The organism is Chryseobacterium sp. MYb328, assembly GCF_037572595.1.
GTDB classification, from domain to species: Bacteria; Bacteroidota; Bacteroidia; order Flavobacteriales; family Weeksellaceae; genus Chryseobacterium; species Chryseobacterium pennae.
Genome location: NZ_JBBGZQ010000002.1, coordinates 17,383 through 41,512, shown reverse-complemented (window position 1 = coordinate 41,512; position 24,130 = coordinate 17,383). Strand labels below are relative to the sequence as shown.

At 38.3% G+C, this 24,130-nt stretch carries 9 protein-coding genes; all 9 read left to right on the top strand.

Going from position 1 to position 24,130, the window contains the following annotated elements; genetic code table 11:
• Nucleotides 1–873: 873 nt before the first annotated feature.
• On the top strand, nt 874–7,917 hold the full coding sequence (locus tag WH267_RS02240; RefSeq protein ID WP_340005260.1) for an SDR family NAD(P)-dependent oxidoreductase: 7,044 nt from the start codon (nt 874–876) through the stop codon (nt 7,915–7,917).
• Between the two features lie 19 nt (nt 7,918–7,936).
• Nucleotides 7,937–12,187 (top strand): type I polyketide synthase, encoded by a 4,251-nt coding sequence (locus WH267_RS02235; protein WP_340005257.1) that lies wholly within the window; start codon nt 7,937–7,939, stop codon nt 12,185–12,187.
• A complete protein-coding gene (locus tag WH267_RS02230) occupies nt 12,175–12,474 on the top strand; it encodes an acyl carrier protein (RefSeq protein WP_002977699.1) in 300 nt (99 codons plus the stop codon). The genes WH267_RS02235 and WH267_RS02230 overlap by 13 nt, the downstream gene beginning before the upstream one ends.
• Nucleotides 12,465–13,247 carry an alpha/beta fold hydrolase gene (locus tag WH267_RS02225; protein WP_340005255.1) on the top strand — a complete coding sequence of 261 codons (783 nt, stop codon included), beginning with the start codon at nt 12,465–12,467 and terminating at the stop codon, nt 13,245–13,247. The genes WH267_RS02230 and WH267_RS02225 overlap by 10 nt, the downstream gene beginning before the upstream one ends.
• Nucleotides 13,240–15,642, top strand: coding sequence for a glycosyltransferase (locus tag WH267_RS02220; protein WP_340005254.1), 2,403 nt, complete (start codon nt 13,240–13,242; stop codon nt 15,640–15,642). Before WH267_RS02225 ends, WH267_RS02220 begins: the two co-directional genes overlap by 8 nt.
• Before the next feature lie 3 nt (nt 15,643–15,645).
• On the top strand, nt 15,646–16,917 hold the full coding sequence (locus WH267_RS02215; RefSeq protein WP_340005252.1) for a condensation domain-containing protein: 1,272 nt from the start codon (nt 15,646–15,648) through the stop codon (nt 16,915–16,917).
• Nucleotides 16,914–18,164, top strand: coding sequence for a condensation domain-containing protein (locus WH267_RS02210; protein WP_340005249.1), 1,251 nt, complete (start codon nt 16,914–16,916; stop codon nt 18,162–18,164). The genes WH267_RS02215 and WH267_RS02210 overlap by 4 nt, the downstream gene beginning before the upstream one ends.
• 137 nt (nt 18,165–18,301) lie before the next feature.
• Nucleotides 18,302–18,697 (top strand): hypothetical protein, encoded by a 396-nt coding sequence (locus WH267_RS02205; RefSeq protein ID WP_340005247.1) that lies wholly within the window; start codon nt 18,302–18,304, stop codon nt 18,695–18,697.
• A 200-nt stretch (nt 18,698–18,897) separates the two neighbouring features.
• A complete protein-coding gene (locus WH267_RS02200; RefSeq protein WP_340005245.1) occupies nt 18,898–24,129 on the top strand; it encodes a DEAD/DEAH box helicase in 5,232 nt (1,743 codons plus the stop codon).
• Nucleotide 24,130 lies beyond the last annotated feature (1 nt).

Genomic DNA, 24,130 nt, shown 5'->3' with positions numbered 1-24,130 from the left:
CATGTAAATAAATCAAAAACATTAAAGAAAGGAATATTTATTACAGAATAATCAAATCGTCATTAAAATATACAAAGAGGACTCATTAATTGCAGTCCTCTTTTATTTTTAAATGAACCTGATAAAAAAAATCTATAATGATTAAAATTATCATTTCCTTAATCTTATACGTTAAATAATTCACAAAATACATTCTTCACTTTACCTCATATAGTATTCCAATTCAACCCCATGCAACACTAACTAATATTTTTGCGATATTTTCAAATTTACTTTTTGTAGATTTTATCGTAAAATCCGCATGTTATCTTTTTGTAATATAACAAAAACAAATCTCTTCTTTTTGAAATATTTTATTTTTTATTTCTATATTTGCTTAACATTTCTTTAACTATAATTATTTATTTTTATAGTTACACAGATTGTGCCGGCTTGTTTATAACGAATAAGAAAATAAACCATATACTTTTATAACATTTGAACAATTAACATTTGTTTGTTAAAAAATTATTATAGAATTCTATTTATGATTAAAAATATATCATAAATTCATTATTTTTATTCATGTATTACAAACAATTAGTCTATACAACCATTAGATTGATGTTTTAATACAAAATCGCATATTATTATTTTAATACTAAGTGCAATGAAAAACTTGACCATTTTTAGGCTAACGCCTTTTGAAAAGCCGGACACCTACCTTTACTCTAATTACCTTAGGGACAGCTATAATTTGTTGAATTATTTCCAACAAACAAGCCATACTTTTAAAAATATAATAAAAACCAATTTTATGATTTTGTCATAAGCATCTCTCTTTGCCTCAAAGACTTATGCATTATCACAAAATCCTTACTAACATATCACGCCATGAAAAACCTAACCATTATTGGACTAACGCCTTTTGAAAAGCCAGACGTCAACCTTATGCCTAAATTGCATCAGGCGGGTGTATTTCCTGTCCTCAGCTTAGGCCAAGAGTTAACGACCGCCCAGGCAGCACTTAGTCAACTGGAAGAAACAGCCCTACCCTCTTATGGTATTTATGTTTCTAATGAAAAATTTTCAGATCTTCAGCTTCCTGAAAATGTAAGATTTGCGATCTTACCATTCGGAATGAAGGTTACTCAAAATCCGGAACTGGATATTATCTATCAGGTAACCAGCTTAGAAGAAGCTAAACAAGCTGAACAATCAGGAGCCAAAGGAATCATCATCAAAGGAAATGAAGCCGGAGGTCAAATCGGCTACGAATCTACATTTGTATTGTTCCAGCGTATTATTAATGAAATCAAAAGCATTCCGGTGTGGGTACAGGGGGGAATAGGGCTCCATACTGCTGCAGCCGTGAAAGCTTTGGGTGCCACAGGAATTGTACTGGATAGCCAACTGGCTTTATTCCCTGAAAGTTCTGTTCCAAAGGACATAAAAGAATTGTGTTCAAAACTTAACGGAACTGAGACTAAGATCATTGCCAATCACCGTGTATTGGTAAGACCCAACTCACCTTCATTACCGGACAATCTTACAGATGAAGACCTTAAACAGCATTTTAAAGATCTTGATATCAGCAAGAGCTACATCCCAATGGGACAGGATATTTCCCTTGCAACTGATCTTTATGAAGAGTTCAGAACACTGAAAAAACTTGCATTTGGTTTAAAAGAGGCTATGTATGGTCACCTGAAACAAGCTAAAGCTCTTCAGGTTATTGATCAGAACAACCCGTTAGCACAGGATCTTGGATTAACATACCCCATTGCACAGGGACCAATGACCCGTGTAAGTGATGTTCCCGGATTTGCCAATGCTGTTGCAGAAGCAGGAGCTTTGCCATTTGTTGCCTTATCATTACTGAAAGGAAACTCAGCCAAGTCTTTGGTTATGGAAACTAAAGAACTGGCAGGTAACAAAACCTGGGGTGTAGGTATTTTAGGATTTGCCCCTCAGGAATTAAGAGACGAACAAACCTCTTATATCCTTGAAGCCCAGCCACCAGTGGTCCTGATCGCAGGCGGAAGACCGGCACAGGCCAAAGTATTTGAAAAAGCAGGAATAAAGACATTCCTTCACGTTCCATCTCCTGCCCTGTTGGATATTTTCCTTAAAGAAGGAGCGAAAAACTTTATTTTCGAAGGCCGTGAATGCGGTGGGCACGTAGGTCCGTTATCCAGCACAGTTCTTTGGGAAAAGCAAATTGAACGTATATTAAAAGAAGACCATCCAGAAAATATTACCGTATTTTTTGCTGGTGGAATCCATAATGATTTCTCAACAGCATTCGTTTCTATCATGGCTGCTCCATTAGCTGCCAGAGGGGTAAAAGTAGGTGTATTGATGGGAACCGCTTACCTGTATACTCAGGAAGCTGTGCAAACCGGAGCCATTCAGGAAGAATTCCAGTTACAGGCGATGCGGGCTAAAGATACTGTCTTATTAGAAACTGCTCCGGGACACGAAACCCGTTGTTTAAATACATCATTTGCCAACCACTTCAATACCGAGAAAGCTAAACTTTTAGCAGCAGGAACAGATAAAAAAGAAGTTTGGGAAAAACTGGAAAAACTCAACGTAGGCCGTTTAAGAATTGCTGCAAAAGGAATAGAACGCCAGGGAGATCAATTAGTAAACATTCCTAAAGATGATCAATTAGATCTTGGAATGTACATGATTGGTCAGATTGCAACGATGCAAAACAAAGTGCTTACTCTAGAAGAACTTCACCAAAACGTAAGTATTGGCAATTACGAATATATTCAAAATGCTGAATTATCTGAACAACCAACATCCAACGAAAAACCATTAGACATTGCCATTGTCGGAATGGAATGTATTTTTCCTGGTGCTAAAAATCTGAATGAATTCTGGAGAAATATTATCTTAGGAAAAGACAGTGTTACCGAAGTTCCGGACGAAAGATGGAATAAAGATCTTTACTATAAACCGGATTCAGATGAAGCAGATGTATCCCATTCAAAATGGGGTGGTTTCATTCCAAAAATTGATTTTGATCCACTTACATTTGGCATTCCGCCACAATCTCTTGCTGCTATTGAACCTACACAATTGCTTACATTATTGGTAGCAAAACGCGCAATGGAAGACGCTGGATATGGTGAAAAACATATTAATAGAGAAAACATCTCTGTAATTATCGGTGCTGAAGGAGGAAATGACCTTGCCAACAGCTATAGTTTCAGAGGATATTATAAACAAGTCTTCGGAGAACTTCACGAAGAAGTAAAAGAGGCATTTCCACATACCACAGAGGATTCTTTCCCTGGTATTTTGGCCAATGTGATCGCAGGTAGGATTACGAATCGCCTGGATCTTGGAGGAAGAAACTTTACTGTAGATGCAGCATGTGCTTCTTCTTTGGCTGCTCTCGATTTAGCCTGTCAGGAACTTGCACTGGGTAAATCAGATATGGTTCTTGCCGGAGGTGCAGACTTACACAACGGTATCAACGATTACCTGATGTTCTCCAGTACTCACGCTCTTTCCAGAAAAGGAAGATGTGCTACATTCGACAGTGAAGCAGACGGAATCGCCCTCGGAGAAGGAATTGCTATCCTTGTTTTAAAAAGATATGAAGACGCTATCAACGATGGTGACCGTATTTACTCTGTAATCAAAGGAGTGGGCGGATCCAGTGACGGTAAAGCGTTAGGTCTTACTGCACCAAGAAAAGTTGGCCAGGTAAGAGCCTTAGAACGTGCCTATACTCAGGCAGGAATCAGTGCGGCCTCTGTAGGATTGGTAGAAGCTCACGGTACAGGAACTGTTGTTGGAGATAAAACAGAATTAAGTGCTTTAACCAACTTATTCAGTCGTTCAGGTGCTTTACCGGGACAGACGCATTTAGGTTCTGTGAAGACCCAAATCGGGCATACCAAATGTGCTGCAGGATTAGCAGGTTTAATCAAAGCTTCTTTAGCAGTTTACCATGGAGTGAAACCTCCTACCCTTCACCTTAAACAGCCTAATGCTTATTATAACGCAGCAACCAGCCCATTCTCTTTCCATGCTGAAACAGGATTATGGACTGAAAAGAACCGTTATGCAGGAGTCAGTGCCTTTGGATTCGGAGGGACAAACTTCCACACGGTAATTGCTAACCATCCAAAGAAGGATGATTCTATTGCAATGCAGTCATGGCCTTCAGAATTATTTGTATTCCGCGGGGATACTTATGAAGAAGCAAAAGGACAGTCAGCTCAAATCAAAACATTATTGGAAATCAATGATGAGATTCCATTAAAAGATATTGCGTACAGTTTAAGTATCACTTCAGAAAAACCAATTCAGTTCAGTATTGTTGCGGACACTGCGGTTGACCTGATGATGAAAATTGAATTAGTATTGTTGGGGATAGAGACTAAAGATACTTTCACTGTCAGTAAAAAAGAAGGTAAAGTAGCGTTCACATTCCCTGGACAAGGAAGCCAGAGAATCAATATGGCCCGTGATCTGTTCGTAGTATTCCCGGCTATGCGTAAAGTGATTGATAACTATCCTGAACTTGAAAAAGTAGTTTTCCCTTCAACAACATTCAATGAAGCGGATTTAAAACAACAGAAAGAAACCATTAAAGATACCCGTTTAGCACAACCGCTTTTAGGAATTGTTGATCTTGCATTGGCTAAATTCTTGGAATCACTAGGAATTGTTCCTGATATGTTAGCCGGTCATAGCTACGGAGAATTGCCAGCCCTATGCTTCTCAGGAGTATTTGCTGAAGATAAACTGGTTGACTTAAGTATTCAAAGAGCACAATCTATTTTAAATTCAGTAGAAGGCGGAGATCCGGGTTCAATGTTAGCTGCAAGCGCTACTCATGATCGCTTACAGCCGATCATTGCTAAAGTGGAAGGATGTTACCCTGTTAACTTCAATGCTCCTACTCAATGTGTGATTGCAGGAAGTACACCAGCAATCAATACGTTATTGGAAGTCCTTAAACAGGAAGGTATTTCTGCTAAAAAACTGGAGGTTGCGTGTGCTTTCCACAGCCCGTTATTGGCAAAATCAAAAGATTTATATGCTGATGTATTAAAAGACGTTCCTTTTGAAGAAATGCAGATTCCTGTATGGTCTAATACAACAGCACAAGTATATCCATCGAATCCTTCGGACATCAAAGAAAGATTGACTGACCACCTGGTACAGCCAGTAAGATTCGTGGAGCAGATGCAGGCGATGTATAACGATGGAGCAAGAATCTTCATCGAGGTAGGACCAGGAAAGGTTCTTACAGGATTGGCGAAATCATGTATTGAAAAAGATCAGTTAACCTTATATGTTGAAGACAGCAGCCGTAATAAATTCACCCATCTATTATGCATGTTAGCTCAGTATTTAGGAACCGGACGCAACTTCAATATTGAAAAACTTTTCGATGGCCGCTTCGTTCAGCTTGTTGATATCAATCAGCCTGAACTATACAAGAAAAGCCCAGCCATCTGGCGTGTTAACGGACAAGCTGCACATCCGACAACAGGCTCACTGCCTGCTAATGGTGCGCTCCCTATCATAAACCCTATTCCTATGAACAATTTTACGACTCATAATACGCAACCCCCTGCACCGGAAGGCCTATCTACGGCAGAACGTATGCTGCAGGAATATTTAAACAGCATGAAATTAATGATACAGGCACAACGTGATGTGATGCTTTCCTTTATGGGACAGAATCCTCAGGTGAACCCAATGCCTGTTTATAATACACCACCGCCGGCTCATGCTCCTGAACGTACAATACCTGTACAACAAGTACAACAAGCGACAACAGTTGCAGTTACTGCTACTACCGTTGCTGTAAAAGCAGCTCCAACAAGAGATATCAAAGCATTATTACTACAGGTTGTAAGCGATAAAACAGGATATCCACAGGAAATGCTGGGCATGGAAATGGACCTTGAAGCTGACTTAAGTATCGACTCTATCAAAAGAGTGGAAATCATCGGAACGCTTCGTAACGAACTGGGAACCTTAGCTAAAGGTAACACTAATGAAGACATGGTGATGGAACAACTGGCAGGAATCAAAACCCTGAGCGGATTAGTTTCATGGCTTACTGAATTCTCAGGAGCAGATACAACACCAGCAGCTCCTGAAACAAGCGAAACTTCAGCTGAAGCAGCTTCAACACCACAAGCAAAAGCGACTTTATCATTAGAAGACCTTCAAAATGCTATCCTAAATATCGTAAGCGAAAAAACAGGATATCCGAAAGAAATGCTAGGTCTAGATTTAGATTTAGAAGCAGACCTTAGTATCGATTCTATCAAGCGTATGGAAATCATTGCTGATCTTAAAAACAAGATCGGTTTTGGTGAAAACCTTGAACAGGCTGATGATGTGATGGAAAAACTGGCAGCAATCAAAACACTTCGTGGATTAGCTAGCTGGATCAGTGAAATGAGCGGTGATACTAGTGAAGTAAAAAATGAAGTAAAGCAAGAAGTAACTTCTGAAGCTACAAACAATGTATTATCACGTCTTCGTTTTGATATCACTCCTACAGATGCATCTTCAGTACAAAATACAGAGGTTCTGCAAGGAAAACGTTTTGCAATCACTCAGGATGACAGCCAACAAACCTCAGCGATTAAAGCTGAATTGGAAAAACATGGAGCTATCGTAGAATTGGTAGATGCAGATAAAGACCTTTCCAATGTTGATGGACTAATCATGTTAGACTTATTCTCAGCTACGGATAAACCAAGCATTATTGATCATGTTGATTTAATTAAAAAACTTGATTTTGATAAAGCAAAATGGGTGTATTTAATTTCAGACATAGCTGCTCATATTCAGGAAATCAATGATGTAAGTGTGTTACGCCATCACCAGGGTTACCCAGGACTTTTCAAAAGTTTAGCTAGAGAATTTGATCATACAACTTGTAGATTAATCAGCTTGAGTACTCCTCAGGAAGTAGATCAGATCGCTGACATTACTTTAAAGGAAATCCTTACCAATGATAAACCTGCTGAAGTGATCTATAAAAACGAGCAAAGACATAAGGTAGACATTATCCCTTCCCCATTGTCAACAAGTTTAAATGAAGCACACATTCAGTTAGACCAGAAATCAGTGGTATTGGTACTTGGAGGTGCACAGGGAATCACTGCAGAGTTAGTGAAACATATGTCTCAGGCTTATCCATGTACTTATATTTTAGTTGGAAGATCAGCAGACCCAAGAAATGAAGCTTCGGCAAAAGAATTCGAAGGAATGAAAACCAAGGAAGAAATCAGAGCTTACCTGATTAAATCCGGAAAATTCACTTCTCCTGCTGAGATTGAAAAAGAAACCACAAAAATTTATAAAAATAACCAGATCCTACGCACGATCCGTGATATGGAAGCGCTTGGAAACACTATTATTTATCAGTCATTAGACCTTTGCGACGAAGAAGGATTAAGCAACCTGATCAGCAGTATTTATGAAAAATACAACCGTTTAGATGGGGTGATTCACGGAGCAGGGCTTTTAGAAGATAAATTATTCAAACAAAAGACCACCTCTTCTTTCGGACGTGTATTTGATACCAAAGTAAAACCACTTCGTGTATTGGCTGAACAACTTCGTACAGACTGCCAGTTTGTGGTATTATTCTCAAGTATCGCATCGGTATACGGTAACAAAGGCCAGACAGATTATGCTGCTGCCAACAGTGTACTGGATGATTATGCTAATGCGCTGAATAAAAGATTAAAAGGAAAAGTAATCTCCATCAATTGGGGCCCTTGGAAAGGTGCCGGAATGGTTTCTTCCACCCTTGAATCTGAATACGAACGTAGAGGAATTTCTATGATCCCATTGGATGAAGGAAAAGAAATTTTCCTTAACGAAATAAAATACGGAACTGAAAGCCAGGTGCTGATCATGTCAGGAAATAATTGGTAAACTCTGTATTAAACTAAGTATGAAAAAAACAGATGTTGCTGTAGTTGGACTATCCTGCGTCTTTCCCGGGGCGCAGGATGCCCATACTTTTTGGCAGAATATTGTCAATAAAGTAGACTCTACCCAATCGGCTCCGGCTGATCGGATAGATCCGGTGCATTTTAGTGATGCCACCAACCCTGTCGATCGTTTCTATTGCAAACGAGGCGGGTTTATTCCTGATTATGAGTTTGATCCTACCAGCTTTGGGATTTTGCCCCTTGCCGTGGAAGGAACAGAACCTGATCACTTACTGACCCTTGATTTGGTTCAGAAAGCTTTGGAAGATGCCGGAGTATTTCAAAAGAACACTTCCCTTGAAAAAGCAGGAATTATTATCGGGAAAGGAAATTATACCGGGCCGGGAGCTACCCGTGCCATTGAAATTGTAAGAACCGGAGAACAGATTTCCTCTTTATTGCAGGAATTGCTCCCTCAGGTATCTTCCGCTGATATTGAAAAAGTAAAACATGCTTTTCAGGAACGTAAAGGACGTTTTGCTGCTGATACTGCCATGGGATTAATTCCTAACCTGGTAGCTTCATTGGTAGCCAACCGCTTTGATCTTGGAGGCGTTGCTTTTACTGTTGATGCCGCTTGTGCCAGTGCTTTAATCGCTGTAGATCACGCTGTACAGGAACTTCAAAGAGGACGTTCTGATATGATGATCGCCGGAGGTGTTCACACCGGACAGAATGCAGCTTTCTGGAGTATTTTTGCTCAATTGGGAGCAATGTCTCGCCAGGAACAGATCAAACCTTTCAGTATGGATGCTGATGGATTGCTGATTGGAGAAGGTTGTGGTTTCGTCGTTTTAAAACGACTGGAAGACGCTGTTCGCGATCAGGATAAAATCTATGCAGTAATCAAAGGTGTAGGTGTCAGCAGTGACGGTAACGGAACCAGCGTAATGAGCCCATCCGTAAAAGGTCAATTAAAAGCTTTAGAACAAGCCTGGATCAATGCTGATCTGGATAAAAATAAAGTAGGTTACCTGGAAGCCCACGGTACCGGAACTCCGCTAGGAGATAAAACGGAACTTCAGACCTTAGCACAGTTCTTTGGGAAAGAAGAAGCTGCTCAGGTGGCAGGAATCGGATCCGTAAAATCCAATATCGGGCATGCTATGCCGGCTGCAGGAATCGCAGGACTGATTAAAACCTGTCTTGCTTTACACCACGACACATTACCACCAACATTATACTGCGAGAATCCAACGGCAGAAATGCAGAATACAAGATTCGAACCAGTACAGGAAGCCAAAAACTGGTCAAAAACCGGACTGCCAAAAGTAGCAGCAGTCAACGCTTTCGGATTTGGAGGAATCAATGCACACGTTGTTCTGGAAGGTTATGATATGCCGAAAAAAGACACCGTATTGCTATTGGCAAGACCTACTCACGCAGAACTCGTTGCTGCATTAAAAAATAATGAAACAACAACAGGTGAAGGAGATTTCAGAGTAGCCATATTCGATCCTACGCCTGCAAGAATAGAAAAAGCCCTTAAAATTGTTTCTAAAAACCTGATCTGGAAAAACAAACAGGACATCTGGTACACTTCTACCCCATTATTAAAAGATGGTGGTAAAGTAGCCTTTGTATTCCCTGGATTGGATGGACTGGCAAAAGGTGAGGTAGAAAGTGTAAGCCGTTATTTCGGATTAACAGCGCCTATAGAAACAGAAGGTGAAGGCCTTTTAACTGATGCTTTAAATATCTTCAACAATTGCAGCATCCTTGATAATTCATTGAAAAAACTGGGAATTATCCCGGATATGAATGCAGGACACAGTTTAGGAGAATGGCTGGCAGGATATTCATCAGAACTGGCAGAAGCCAATTCTGTAAAAGCTTTAATTGATGTATTGAATCCTGAAACTTTTGAATTAAAAGATTCCAAGTTCATTGCCATTGGAGCCGGAATTGATGTTGTACAGCCTTTTATTGCTGAAATTTCAGATCTGTATGTTTCCAATGACAACTGCCCTAATCAGGTGATTCTTTGCGGAAGCAATGCGGCATTGGATGAATTGGTTCCGCAATTAAAATCAAAACAGATCTTCCATCAGGTACTGCCCTTCCAATCCGGATTCCACTCTCCTTTTATCGCAGACAAACTGGATGTGATCCTTGCCGGAATGGAAAAAGCACAGTTTCAGAAAACGAAGATTCCGTTATGGTCTGCCACGACTTTAGAACCTTATCCAGCAGATCAGGCAGCGATCAGAAAACTGAGTGCCGAGCATTTGGTTGAGCCTGTTCGCTTCCGTGAACTGACGGATAAACTATACGAAGAAGGTGCCAGAGTATTCATTCAGGTAGGTACCGGCGGTCTGATCGGATTTATTGATGATACCTTGAAAGGAAAAGCATTCAGTACGATTGCTTCCAGCGTTCCTGCCCGTTCTGCATTAGCACAGTTACAGCGTGTAGTTGCTTCCCTATTTGTAGAAGGTAAAACGGTTGCGCTTGACTTTTTAGAACTTCAACAGCAATCAAAAAAATCATCAAGTAAAGGAATAAAGCTAGAATTAGGCTCACCTATTATCCGAAATTTTAAAGAAGTAAAAGCATTAGCTCAATCCTTTGAAACACCAAAACAATATACTGCTTCAGCCATGACTGCTAAAAGTGGTCATCCGCTGGTACAGGCGTTCCAGGACAATGTTAATGATATGATCCGTATGCAGGAAGAAGTCTTGACTTTATTCCAGAACCGTCCGGAAATCACCATTCCACGTCCGGCTCCTGTAGTACAGCAGGTTTCGCCAAAAGCACCAAAAAGCACAACTTTCTCAAAAGATCTGTATGTGACGCTTGAAAGTCATCCTTATCTAATCGATCACAGCTTATTGAGACAGCCCAAAGGATGGGCTCATGTAGCAGATATGGAACCGGTAATCCCGATGACCATGATCTTTGAACAGCTGGCAGAAATTGCAGAAGCAGAAATCCCAGGAACACAGGTTCATAAAATTATGAATGTAAGTGTATTCCAATGGATGAATGTTGCCCAGCCTTTTGAGAAAACAGTGAAAGGACAATGGCGTGGCGAAAACCATGCGTATCTGGATATTGAAAACTTCGCCAATGCTGAAGTGATCTTAAAATCTTCACCTGTCCCTACTCCAACGTTTAACCTTTCCGTTGGTGATCTTTTACCCATTGAAAGAACACCTGAAGAAATCTATGATGCCCACATGTTCCATGGCGATAAATACCAGGGAATTACGGAAGTTTCAGCCGTTGGAAACAAAGGAATTGTAGGAAAAATTAAAGGAAATGGCGGAAAAGGATCTCTGCTAGACAATGCCGGACAGTTATTCGGACTTTGGTTACAGCTTACCTTAGTGAAAGACCGTATTGCATTCCCGGTGAAGATCAGAGATATTGAATTCTTCGGCGATATGCACGATCAGGAAGGTATTTTTGAATGCACCTGTATGCTGACCGAGCTTAATGATGAATTTGCCATTGCAGATATCATTTTGAAAAGAGACGGAAAAGTATGGTGCGCCATCACAGGCTGGCAGAACAGAAGACTGGAAATTGATGCCGCATTATGGAATGTTTCCATGTCACCATTGCACAACCGTCTTTCTGAAGAGATTGCTCCTGAAGTATTCTTCTTCCACCAGGCCTATACCAGAGTAGCTTCATGGGATTTTATCCTGAAAAGATATTTCAACCAAACGGAAAAACAACATCACCAGCAATTATTACCGAACAAGAAGAAAAACTGGATGGTAAGCCGTGTTGCTGTGAAAGATGCCGTTAGAAACCTTCTTCGTCAGGAAAAAAATCATCCGTGCTTCCCTATCACCTTTGAAATCCGCTCTGATGAAGTGGGAAAACCTTACCTCATCAGTGATTTCACAGAAGACATTCATATTTCACTCGCTCACAAAGGAAAAGAAGCTGTGGGGATTGCAAGATATGGCAAATCTGTAGGAATCGATATGGAACTTATGGAAGAACGCAGCGAAGGATTCTATGATCTGGTATTTACAGACCATGAATTAGCCTTATTAAAAGGCAGAGATCAGGCAGAATGGACCACCCGTTTCTGGGTTGCCAAAGAAGCCTACGGAAAGTTCTTAGGAACCGGACTGAAAGGGAATCCAAAAGCCTTCGAAGTCGAACTTATAAAAGATGATCACCTGTGGATCAACAATATTGAAATCAAAACTATTAAACATAAAAATTATATTATCGGATGGACACTGTAAACGCAACATTAAAAATGAACCACGAAGAACTTTTTACTTTATTAAAAGGTTTTATTACTGAAGTGATAGGTGCTGAATTTGTAGAGGAGATGGACATTACTCCGGAAAGTTCATTCACCAAAGATCTTGAAATGGACAGCATCGAGATTGTCTCTTTCTCTGAAAAGATCAAGGCGCATTTTGGCGATCAGATCGACTTTACAGGTTGGTTATCTTCTATGGATCTTGACCAGCTTATTAATCTTGACCTTAGTATGATCATCAATTATATCTACGAATGCCAATAATCACTGTCAATAATAAACAAGTTCATATACAGGAACTCAACAAAGGAGCCGAACAAACCGTGGTACTGATCCACGGTATGTTCAGTAACCTATCCATTTATTATTTTAATATTGCCCCTATTCTGGCAAAACATTTCCATGTGGTGATGTACGATCTGAAAAGTCACGGGATGAGTGAACGCTTTTTGGATGGGTACGACCTTGATAACATGTCATCCGATCTGATTGGTTTAATGGATCACCTTCAACTGGAAAAAGTACATCTTACAGGCTATAGCTTCGGTGGTCTTATTGCTTTGAAAACAGCATTAACATACCCTGAACGTGTCAATCAACTCGTAGTGATGGAAGCTCCGGATCCGCAGGACGAAAAAGCAAGGAATATCATTGATGAATACAGCAAGGAATTTCTTGAGCATTATGTAGCCAATTTTACAGATACTACCAAAGTCCAGATGGGCAAAAGACAAATGGAAAAGAACCATCGTATGTATGAGTTTCTGTTTAATCAAACCAGCATCAAAGCAGATATGATCAGGGAAAAACACTTCCTTGGTGAAGCAGATTTCAATCAACTGAAAGCTTCTACTTTATTGCTTTACGGTGCTGATTCCAACTGCAGACCTACAGGAGAATGGCTGCAGTCTCAAATCGGTACATCCGAACTTGAATTAATTTCCGGCGATCACAATATTCCCATCCAGGAACCTCAGCTCATCGCAGAGACGATCGCTCAGTTTTTATCTAATATCTTAACGAAGAACCATGGCTAAATTTGCATTTATAGTTCCACCCTTGACAGGACATGTCAATCCTACCCTAAGCATCGGTACTACTCTGTTGGAAAGAGGACATGAAGTAGCCTGGATCAGCCTTGACCCAACTTTAGAGGCTAAACTTCCCGAGGGCGGAAAATTATTACTGATCCAATACGATCAGACCGACGAAGAAAAGAAAGAAAGCGAACAATATCTTGATATTATTTCCAAAAAAGTAGTGTATGGAATCGACAGTGTGAAGTTTCTTTACGAGGAAGTTCTTATTCCGCTGAACAGACATTGCTATAATGGAATTGTTTCTTTATTAAAAACATACCTACCCGATTTAATCATCGGTGACCATCAGTTATTTGCGGCGCCGATAGCTGCCAAAGCATTAGGAATTCCTTGTGCGACTTCTGTTACAGCTCCGGCTGCCATTAAGATCATGAATGAGCTGCCAAAAGTACACGAATGGGAAGTGAACCAAATCATCGATTTACAAAAAGAACTAGGCTTCAACGAGGAACGCTCTCTGGCGACTTCAGATCTGTTGACGCTTGTTTTAACTTCAACCTATTTTTTTGGGGATATGGAAGACCTAGCTCCTCAATATCAATTCACAGGGCCAGTTCTTACAGAACGCCGTATCTCATGTGAATTTGATTGGGACAGACTAAAAAGTTCCACCAATAAAAAGATTTTAGTAAGCATCGGAACTACTTTTGATCACGATCATAAAAAAGCATTCTTCCAAAAGGTAGTGGATGCTTTTAAAGATGAAGATTTAACGGTTGTGGTGGTTTCTGACCCACAACTTTTCGAGCAGTGGCCGGACAACTTTATGGTGTATCAGCAGGTTCCACAATTGGATCTGTTACCTCATCTTGATGGTGTGGTTTGCCATGGCGGTCACAATACCGTTTCTGAAACCTTATCCAACGGAATTCCTTTGGTAGTCATTCCTATCGCGTATGACCAGTCGCATGTTGCAGGACGTGTGGTGCGTACAGAAGCAGGTGAAAGACTTAATTTCAACCGATTTAAAGCCAATCACCTGAGAGAAGCAGTACAGCAAATTTTAAATAACCCGAGCTACCGTGAGGCCGCTCAAAAAGTAGGACAATCTTTTATGGAAGCAGGAGGAGCATCTACAGCAGCTAATTTATTGGAGACGGCGATTACTAAAGCCTCAAAACACGAAAAACCGTCTAAATTTTTATTCGTTGTTCCGCCGTTTTTCGGACATGTAAGCCCTACATTAAGCGTGGGAGCCAGTCTGATTGCCCGTGGCCATGAAGTAAAATGGTTCGGAATTACGCCTTTAGACAGCAAACATATTCCGGAAGGAGGTTCTTACTTCTACCCTGAAGAGGATCTTATTCCGTATCAGGACGAAATTGCCCGTATTTTAAAAAGACAAGATGACGGACCGGCTTGTTCAGGTCCTGAAGTCATGAAACTGGCATTGGAAGAAACCTATGTTCCTTTCGCTAAAATGATGATGCCAGGATTAACAAGATTAACAGAAAGCTGGATGCCTGATGTGATCGTGAACGACTGTATCACTTTCGGAGGTGCGCTTTTCGCACACAAACATAATATTCCTTGTGTAACCACAACACCCGTTCCGCCGGATGTAATGGGAGATACTGAAAAAAGTGCCCCTAAAATCTGGGAATGGCAGCAAAACTTAATCAAAGACTTACAAAAAGAAGTGGGCATTCATGAGGAAGGAATTTATATTCATTCTCATAAACTGAATATGATCTTTACTTCCCAAGCCTTTGCAGGTTTTGATACAGTGCCATCTCACATGAAATTTGTAGGACCGGTAAAAGGCCGTCCTAATGATGCTCCATTTGACTGGGATAAATTAAATGCTTCTACCACTCCTAAGGTCTTCGTATCACTGGGAACTTTATTGGTAGACATCAGAAAAGCATTCTTTGAAAAGATCATCGCTGCATTCAAAGACCAACCGGTTACCGTGATTGCTGCTACTCCACCGGAAATCTTTGAAGAATGGCCGGAGAACTTTATTGTAAACAGCTTCGTTCCTCAATCTGCGGTAATGCAAAGGATGGATATGGTAATCTGCCACGGTGGTTTCAATACAGTAAACGATACTTTCCGTAATGGTTTACCGATGTTAATCACTCCTATTGCTTACGATCATTTCCATATTGCGAAATTAATTGAGCAGGCAGGTTGCGGAATCAGTATCCGATACAAAAGACTCCGTGTAGAAGCTCTTCGTGAAACTGTTTTTGAATTACTGGAAAATCCTAAATACAGAGCTGCAGCTCAAGAAGTTCAAAATACGTTTAATCTTGCCGGAGGTAATGATAAAGCGGTAGAATTGCTGGAAAACTTTGTACAGGAACATTCCACATTAACTTCAGTATAATTTATGAAAAGAAGATTGTTATTTGGTGAGCGAATGTTACTGGGAGACGGAACAGAACCGTTCAATGCGGTGATTCCTTTCAGACTCAGAGGTACCTTTGCATTAAAGGATATCCAGGAAGCTTTGGCCCAAATCCAGAAAAAACATCCGTGGTTAAGAGCACTTATCGCTCACGATGATAAAAATATTCCCTGGTTTGATGTTCCTGAAAACCCGATCTCCATTCCGGTACGAATTATTGCCAGAAAAGGAGAAGATCAGTGGCAGGAAGAATCCAAAAGGGAATGGAATACCTTATTCGATCCTAAAAAATTGCCTCTTATCCGGTTTGTCTGGATTAAGGGGGAAGACGTTTCTGACATGTTATTTACGTTCCACCATTGTTTATGCGATGGTGGTTCTGCAATGGCCTTCCTTTATGAGTTTTTAAAAGTATTGGATAATCCGAAAGCCGATATTGGAATAGAAAACCCAATTTTAGGTATTCAGGATGTAGTTCCGGCGAATATTTTAAACAGCCGGAAACAAAAATTAAAAGCCAAATTCATTGGAAGGTTAGCGGCTACAGCTATTAAGGTTATTCCTACCGGTAAAAAAGCTGTTGACCGTCAGGATGATTATTTAATCAGTTGGAAAGTAGATGAAACTGTAAGCCAGCAACTGATTTCCTATTGCAAAGCCAATGGTGCTACCGTGAACACGTTCTTAAGTGCTGCTTTACTTCAGGCATTCAAGAGAATAAAAGGAGCCGGAGCTTTCAATAAAGTGTCCTGTCCTGTAGACATCAGACGTTTTGCTACCCAGGTGAAGAACGATCATATTTTTGCTTTTGGATTGATGATTGTAGTTTCTGCTAATGAAAAGCTGAGCTTTATAGAAAATTTACATGCCATGCAGGCTTCCGTAGAACGTAAAACTTCTAAGCTTGATCCTTATATTACCATGATGGTGATGGAATCCGGACATGATGCATTGAATAACTTCACCAAGCTTTTAAAGAACGGAAAATCCTCTAATGACTGTATGTTTTCCAACCTGGGACGCATTCAGATTCCTCATGAATATAAAGAATTCTCTGTGGATACTATTTTCAGTCCGTCCGTAATTGGTCCGCTGGGGAATACCACCACAATGGTAGTTTCTACCTATCGAGGAAAAATGGATTTTTCTTTTGTCGGCAGTGAAGGATATTTACCTTATGCTGATGCCCTGGCCATCCGTGATGAAGTCATGAAGATTATCAAATTACAACTGGAATATATCGCTGTATCATGATCAAAAGAAAACTAATGATGGTGGAAAGGATCATGTATGTAGATCCTGAAACCCCTGTAAACTGTGTATTTGCAGCTAAAATAAAAGGAGAACTTTCGGAGCAGAATTTTAAAACTGCTCTGGAAAAAATCCAGCAGAAACATGCGTTATTAAGAGTGGTGATTGATTCTCAAAGTGAAAAATATCCTTTTTTTAAAGAGGAAAAAGACATCGCTCCTATCCCACTTCGCATTGTAGAAAGAAAAACAGAGGAAGACTGGCTGACAGAATCTCAAAAAGAATGGAAAATCTTATTTGAGGAAGAAAAGACTCCTTTAGCCCGTGTAGTATGGGTAAGAGGACAGGATGTTTCTGAAGTCTTTTGGGCCATCCCGCACTGCATTTCAGACGGGACAACCGGAGTGACTTTAATGCAAGAACTTCTTCAGCTTTTGGATAATCCTGATTTGCAATTAGAACCTTACGAGGCTTTCACTTCTGTGGATGAATTTTTACCTTCCAACTTTAATGTAAAAACTAAGAAATTCAAGGCAAATCTTTACCTGATGTTTGCCAAGTTCTTCTTTCTTTTACAACCAAAAAGCAAAAAGAGAAATCTCGGAAACGATTACGTTCTTCACCAGAAACTGGATCCGGCAACCACAGCCCAAATTACAGAGCGATGCAAAGCTAACGGAGTTTCTGTACATGCTTTATTGTGTTCTGCGTTTATGCAGGCCTTTCAGGAGATAAAAGGGAAAGATGCCAAAGGTAAAGTGATCAGTCCGGTAGATGTCCGTCATTTTATTCCGGAGATCAAAGAGGATCATTTATTTGCTTTTGCACCAACGGTTGATCTAGCCATAAAAAAAGGGACTTCAGATCTACTGAACAACGCCAAACATATCAAAAAAGATCTTACACAGAAAATTGGAAAGATGGAAGCCCGCGAACTCCTGTGGATGGGAGAACAGATGCACCCGATTGTAGACCGTATGATCTCCATGCTAAAATCAAGCAACGGCGGGCATGATGTGACCCTTTCCAATATGGGAAGAATCAACATTCCAAATGAGTATAAAAACTTCAGTGTAGAAACCATCTTCAGTCCAACCGTAGCATTTCCCTGGTTGAACTCAAACACTTTGGTGACGAGTACCTACAACCATCAGATGGATTTTATATTTTTGTCCAACGAAGACTTTCTGCCCAAAGCAGAAGCCGCTAAAATAAAAGAGAAAGCCATAGCGCTTATGACTACCTCATGAAATTGAAATTTAAGCCGAAGCCGCCTAAAAAGCTCAAAAAAACTACTCTTAAACGCTTTCTCATCAAGCGGACGATTTACTATGTCCTTCCGAATGTATTTTTCAATTTCATCATCGCCTATGCAAGCTTCAAAGAATTGGGCTATACCCATTTTTTCTCAGGCGAACAGAATCTGGCCCGCCTTACCTTACCTATGGCTCTATTTCTCCCTGTTGTCCTCACGATAGACATCATCAAAAGGGTAAACGATGCCGCCGGACAAGGCGCTATTGAGTTTACCGTAGATGAAGCGTTGAATATTAAAAAGCTAATGACTAAACTAAGTATTCTGCATGGTGTGATTACCTGTTCTTTGGTATTAGCGATGCTTTTCTTAGGGCAGTATAATTTTTCTAAGGATTATAGATTGGATGCTACGGCAATGGCTGTTGTTGTGGGGATTTTGGCAGGAGTACTGTCTGTGGTGTTTGTGTATTTGCCGGTTTGGAGGTTGAGGAGGTGGATGTGTAGGAAGGTCAAAATTATTTCCTAATAATATTTTTAATAAAAAAGAGCTCTCCCTTCATGAAATACAAAGTATCATTATATATAAACTAAAGAAGCAATTAAAAATACAAAAACATAATAATAGAAAAATACTGGGGTATTATATCGTTTACGGTTTCCCTTTTTTTAACTCAGATTCATTGATTATATTTACAGTTTATACTAAAAACTAAATGATAATCTACGATGGACGCTTTTAAAACTCATGAACAGGTAATAAATGATTATAAATCATATTTGCAATCATTTATTAATATTAAAAATAAAAGAATCTCAGACTTTGTTAATGATTCTACGTTAGTTAATAATGTTCTACCAGAACCTCTTATTCAATTCAATCCCTCCTTTGAAAGAGGACAATCATTTGATGAATTAATCCAAGAAAATATAATACACCAAAACTTACCAAGAGCTTTTGGATCATACAGATTATATCGTCATCAGATTGAAGCGATTAAAATTGGTGTTCAGGACAAGGGATTTATAGTTACTTCAGGTACAGGCTCAGGTAAATCCTTAACTTTTTTAGCTACTATTTTTAATGATCTTTTTAAAAGAGAATCAAAAAAAGAAGGTGTTAAAGCAATATTGGTATATCCAATGAATGCTTTAATCAATTCTCAAGAAGAGGAAATAAAAAAATATAAAATCAACTATTTAGAGCAATTTGTATCTTTTACTGAAGCTGAAAAGAAAAATAAAACCCTAGATGAGATTATAGATAAATTAGAAACCTTAACAACAGAAAGATTTCCTATTACATTTGCAAAATATACTGGCCAAGAATCCGGAAATGACAGAGATCAAGTAAAAAATATCACGCCGGACATTATTTTGACTAATTATATGATGCTGGAATTAGTAATGACCAGATACACTGAAGATTGGTTAAGAAAATCTATAGAAAATCATCTAAAGTATGTTGTTTATGATGAATTACATACTTATAGAGGAAGGCAGGGTGCGGATGTAAGTTTATTAAATCGCAGAGTTCAGGCACTTGCAAAAAATGATTTAATTTTTATTGGGACTTCTGCAACAATGGCTTCTCAAGGTATACCGGAGGAAAAAAAGAAAAAGGTAGCAGAAGTAGCTACCCAAATATTTGGTAAAGAATTCTTCATTGATAATATTATCAATGAATATCTTGAGCCCTGCACTGCTGCCAAAGAGGTAAACCCATTTCAATTAGCTAATGCTATACGCAATGGCATTGACTCAGATGGTACTGAAAAGGATTTTAAAGAAAATGATCTGGCTAATTGGCTTGAATTGCATATTGCTTTAAAATCCAATCATGGAGTACTAGAAAGAGGTACACCGAGAAATATAGACAATATAGTAGAATTAATACATAAAGAAACTTCTTTATCTACAGATGATATTAGAAAGAGTTTAAATGATCTTTTAAAGTGGGCAGAGAGAATTAATGAAGAAAGCAGAAAAAATGGAAAACGTCAATCCTTTCTGCCATTCCGTTTTCATCAATTTATCTCTCAAACCGGTTCTATTTCAGTAACATTAGAGCCAAGAGATACACGACAGATCGTTTCTTCGGATGAGCCCTATCTGAAAATAAATGATAACGAAGAAAAAAAATTATATCCATTACTTTTTTCTCGTTATTCTGGGTATGAATTTTTGTGCGTTGAATTGAATCTTAACCAAAACGAACTTATACCAGCGATTCCTGATAAGGAATTTGTTAACAAGAAAAGAACTGAGGTTAATGAGAAAAACCCAGACTTGGAGGACTTTAAGTTTGGATACATAATATTAGACGAAGGCGAAGATTTTTGGAACACTGATTTTAATGATTTAGTACCTCCTGAGTGGTGGAACAGGCAAGGCACGGCTCTACTTCCTTATTATCAAATGTTAATGCCTCATGAAATATATTTTAATAGTGACGGGCAGTTTTCCTTTGAGCCGGAGTTTCCTATTAAAGGTTATTTTATTCCTGCAAAACTAAGAATTGATCCAACCGCTCAAATTATTTATGAAGATAGTAAAGTAAATGAATTTACTAAACTTTCCAGATTAGGATCTGAAGGTAGAAGTACAGCTACTTCAGTAATTTCTTATGCTATAATTAATAGTCTTCAAGATCAAGAAAAATTACAGGATCAAAAACTTTTAAGCTTTACAGATAATAGACAGGACGCTTCCTTACAGTCGGGGCATTTTAATGATTTTTATACTACGGTACGTTTAAGATCAGCACTTTACATAGCTTTAGAAAAAAGCGAAACCCCTCTTGAAATACATGAAATAGCTGAATCGTTATTCAAAATATTAAAACTAAGAGAAAAAGATTATGCAATATATCCTTCACAAGATGAAGATTTTCCAGATGATAGAAATATAGAAGCTCTAAAAAACTATTTAAAATATAGAATATTTCAAGATTTGAAACGAGGGTGGCGATATACATTGCCTAACCTAGAGCAAGTAGCTCTTTTAGACATACATTATAAAAACTTAGATAAGCTTTCAGGATTGGATGATCGTTTTGAAACTCTTGATTTCCTGAGATATCAATCTAAAGAATATAGAAAAGAGTTTTTAAAAAATGTACTAGATTATTTTAGAACTAATTTTGCTCTTGATCATAAATTCTTCAAAGAAATAGCTAATATAGAAGATTTGATGCGAGATAGACTATCTCCCGATTCATTATGGTCTCTTGATTATAATGAAAATTTAGACAAGCCTGCCGAAATGGTCATTACAATCCCCTCTCAAAGACCAAAAGGAAAATATCTGGTGTCAATGGGACTCCGATCCAATTTAGGAAAATATATTAATCGTTGTAGCGCTGAGTCTGGTTCCCAAAAATTAAAGGGAGATCAGTATCGGGAATTTATTCAAAATTTACTTACACTACTTACTGGCACAAACTTCCTCACCTCTGAACAGGATAAAAAAGATACCGATTTATACTATTATAAATTAAGAGCGGACCAATTATTATGGACAAAAGGTGATGAAAAAACTGTGAAACTGGATAATACACGATTCAACTTTCAAGTAGAACTTCCTCAGTTAACTCCAAACGGATATTTTCAAAATTTGTACAAAACAGATTTTACAAAATTTCAGAAAGAGTTAATAGCAAAAGAACATACAGGACAAATTAATGCTGCGCAAAGAATTGAGAGAGAAAACCAATTCAGAAAAGGAGAAATATCAGCATTATATTGTTCTCCAACAATGGAATTAGGTATAGATATAGCTAATTTAAATATTGTACATATGAGAAATGTTCCTCCTAATGCAGCCAATTATGCACAAAGAAGTGGACGTGCAGGAAGAGGAGGACAAACAGCATTAGTCTTTACTTATTGTTCTACAATGTCACCACATGATGTAAACTACTTTAAGAATTCTGCAGAAATGGTTGCAGGTGTAGTTCAACCTCCACGAATTGATCTGATTAATGAAGAATTGATAGCAACTCATCTAAATGCCTTTCTTCTGATGAAACTTGAAATAGAAGAATTAAAAACTTCCGTCGCTGAGGTATTAGATTTATCTAATGAAACAAATGTAATTGTTCAACATAATATTTTAAATAGTATAAAACATTCAATTTCTAATTCAAAAAATAGTTTTGTAGTAGAATTTGAAAAAATAGCTTATTCTTTATTACCTGAGCTTAATAAAACCAATTGGTTTACTCAACAGTGGATATTAAGCAGAATAGAAAAATTTCCAACTCTATTTGAAGAGTCATTCACACGGTGGATTAGAATGTTTAAAAGTGCATGTACTCTTAGAAATAAAGCACAAGCAATCCTCGATAATCACACTTATAAAACAGATAGTACAGAAAAGAGAGAAGCAGCGAAACAAGAACGATTTGCAAGAAAGCAAATTGCTTTGCTAAAAAATGAACAACAACAAAACTCAACCAATTCAGAATTTTATATATTTAGGTATTTAGCTGCTGAAGGATTTTTGCCTGGCTACAATTTCACTCGTCTTCCTGTTAGAGCAATATTAGGTAAAAGTTATCGTGATGATGTTGAAGTACTTTCACGACCACGCTCATTAGCCTTGGCTGAATTCGGACCTGCTAATATGGTTTATCATTCAGGTAGTAAATTTAAAATCAACAGGATGATTTTGCCAGACATCGAAAATGCTACTGAAAAAATTCTTGTATCTAATAAAACTGGCTATGCTTATCTCAATGATGATATTAAAATAGCTAATATCGACCCTATTAGTAAAAGCCAGTTAAAAGGTGATGCTATTGAAATGTATACCAATGTTTTAGATTTCTCTGAATGTGAAGGCATACCATCAGAAAAAATATCTTGTATTGAAGAAGAAAGAAATCGCTCCGGATATGAAATCTTATCATATTTTAATTTTCCTCATGGAATTGAAAATGCAAAATCTGTTGTTTTAAAAAAAGGAGGAGAAAAACTTCTACAATTATATTTTAGCAAAACTGCAAATCTTATTAAGGTTAATAAAAAAGCCAGAAGATCTAAAAAGGATGGGTTTAAAATTGACCAAAGAAATGGGGTTTGGGTACAAGAACGAAACTTAAATAATAACCAAGAATTGCAGCAAAATTCTAGGGATGTAATGCTTTACACAAAAGAAACTGCAGATATCCTTTATATTCAGCCTCTTGGTAATATAGGAACAAGTCCAGATGAGGTTATTTCCTTAAGTTATGCACTTAAAAGAGGAATAGAAAAATTGTTTCTTGTAGAAGAAAATGAGATAGCAGTAAGCACTATGGGAGATAAGGAAAAACCCAACATTCTTATTCATGAGGCATCAGAAGGATCCCTTGGTATTTTATCGCAGTTAATTTCCGAACCTATAAAAATGAAAGATTGGTTTAAGGCCAGTTATGAAATACTTCATTTTGATTCGGAAACCAGAGAAGAGACTGATAAAGGCAAGGACCTTCCTCATGCAACATATCAAGATCTATTAAGTTATTATAACCAGATTTATCATAAACAACTTAGCCGCTATATTATTAAAGATGTCTTAGAGTATTTGATGGATTGTGAAATTGAATTAATACAGGGTGGTGAAAATGATAGAGAAGAACAATATCAATATTTATTGAATGGCTATGATAAAAATAGTGGTACTGAATTTAAATTTATAAACTATCTTTATGAAAATGGATATACACTTCCTGATAAAGCACAAGTAAATTTAGATAGTTACTACATTAATGCAGACTTTGTATTTAAAAATAATTTTGGATACACATTGATTTTTTGTGATGGTACTATTCATGATCTTCACAAAGTAAAAAAACGTGATGAAATGATTGATCAGATACTAAAAGAGGGTGCACACGATATTATCCGCTGGCATCATACAGAACCTTTGGAAGAATTGATGGAAAGGCGGAAAGATATTTTCAGAAAAGTACAATAGT

Bases quoted from the DNA above. Each gene is read 5' to 3' on its own strand.
- WH267_RS02215 (WP_340005252.1), top strand. From the start codon at position 15,646: ATGAAAAGAAGATTGTTATTTGGTGAGCGAATGTTACTGGGAGACGGA.
- WH267_RS02210 (WP_340005249.1), top strand. From the start codon at position 16,914: ATGATCAAAAGAAAACTAATGATGGTGGAAAGGATCATGTATGTAGAT.
- WH267_RS02240 (WP_340005260.1), top strand. From the start codon at position 874: ATGAAAAACCTAACCATTATTGGACTAACGCCTTTTGAAAAGCCAGAC.
- WH267_RS02220 (WP_340005254.1), top strand. From the start codon at position 13,240: ATGGCTAAATTTGCATTTATAGTTCCACCCTTGACAGGACATGTCAAT.
- WH267_RS02230 (WP_002977699.1), top strand. From the start codon at position 12,175: ATGGACACTGTAAACGCAACATTAAAAATGAACCACGAAGAACTTTTT.
- WH267_RS02225 (WP_340005255.1), top strand. From the start codon at position 12,465: ATGCCAATAATCACTGTCAATAATAAACAAGTTCATATACAGGAACTC.
- WH267_RS02235 (WP_340005257.1), top strand. From the start codon at position 7,937: ATGAAAAAAACAGATGTTGCTGTAGTTGGACTATCCTGCGTCTTTCCC.
- WH267_RS02200 (WP_340005245.1), top strand. From the start codon at position 18,898: ATGGACGCTTTTAAAACTCATGAACAGGTAATAAATGATTATAAATCA.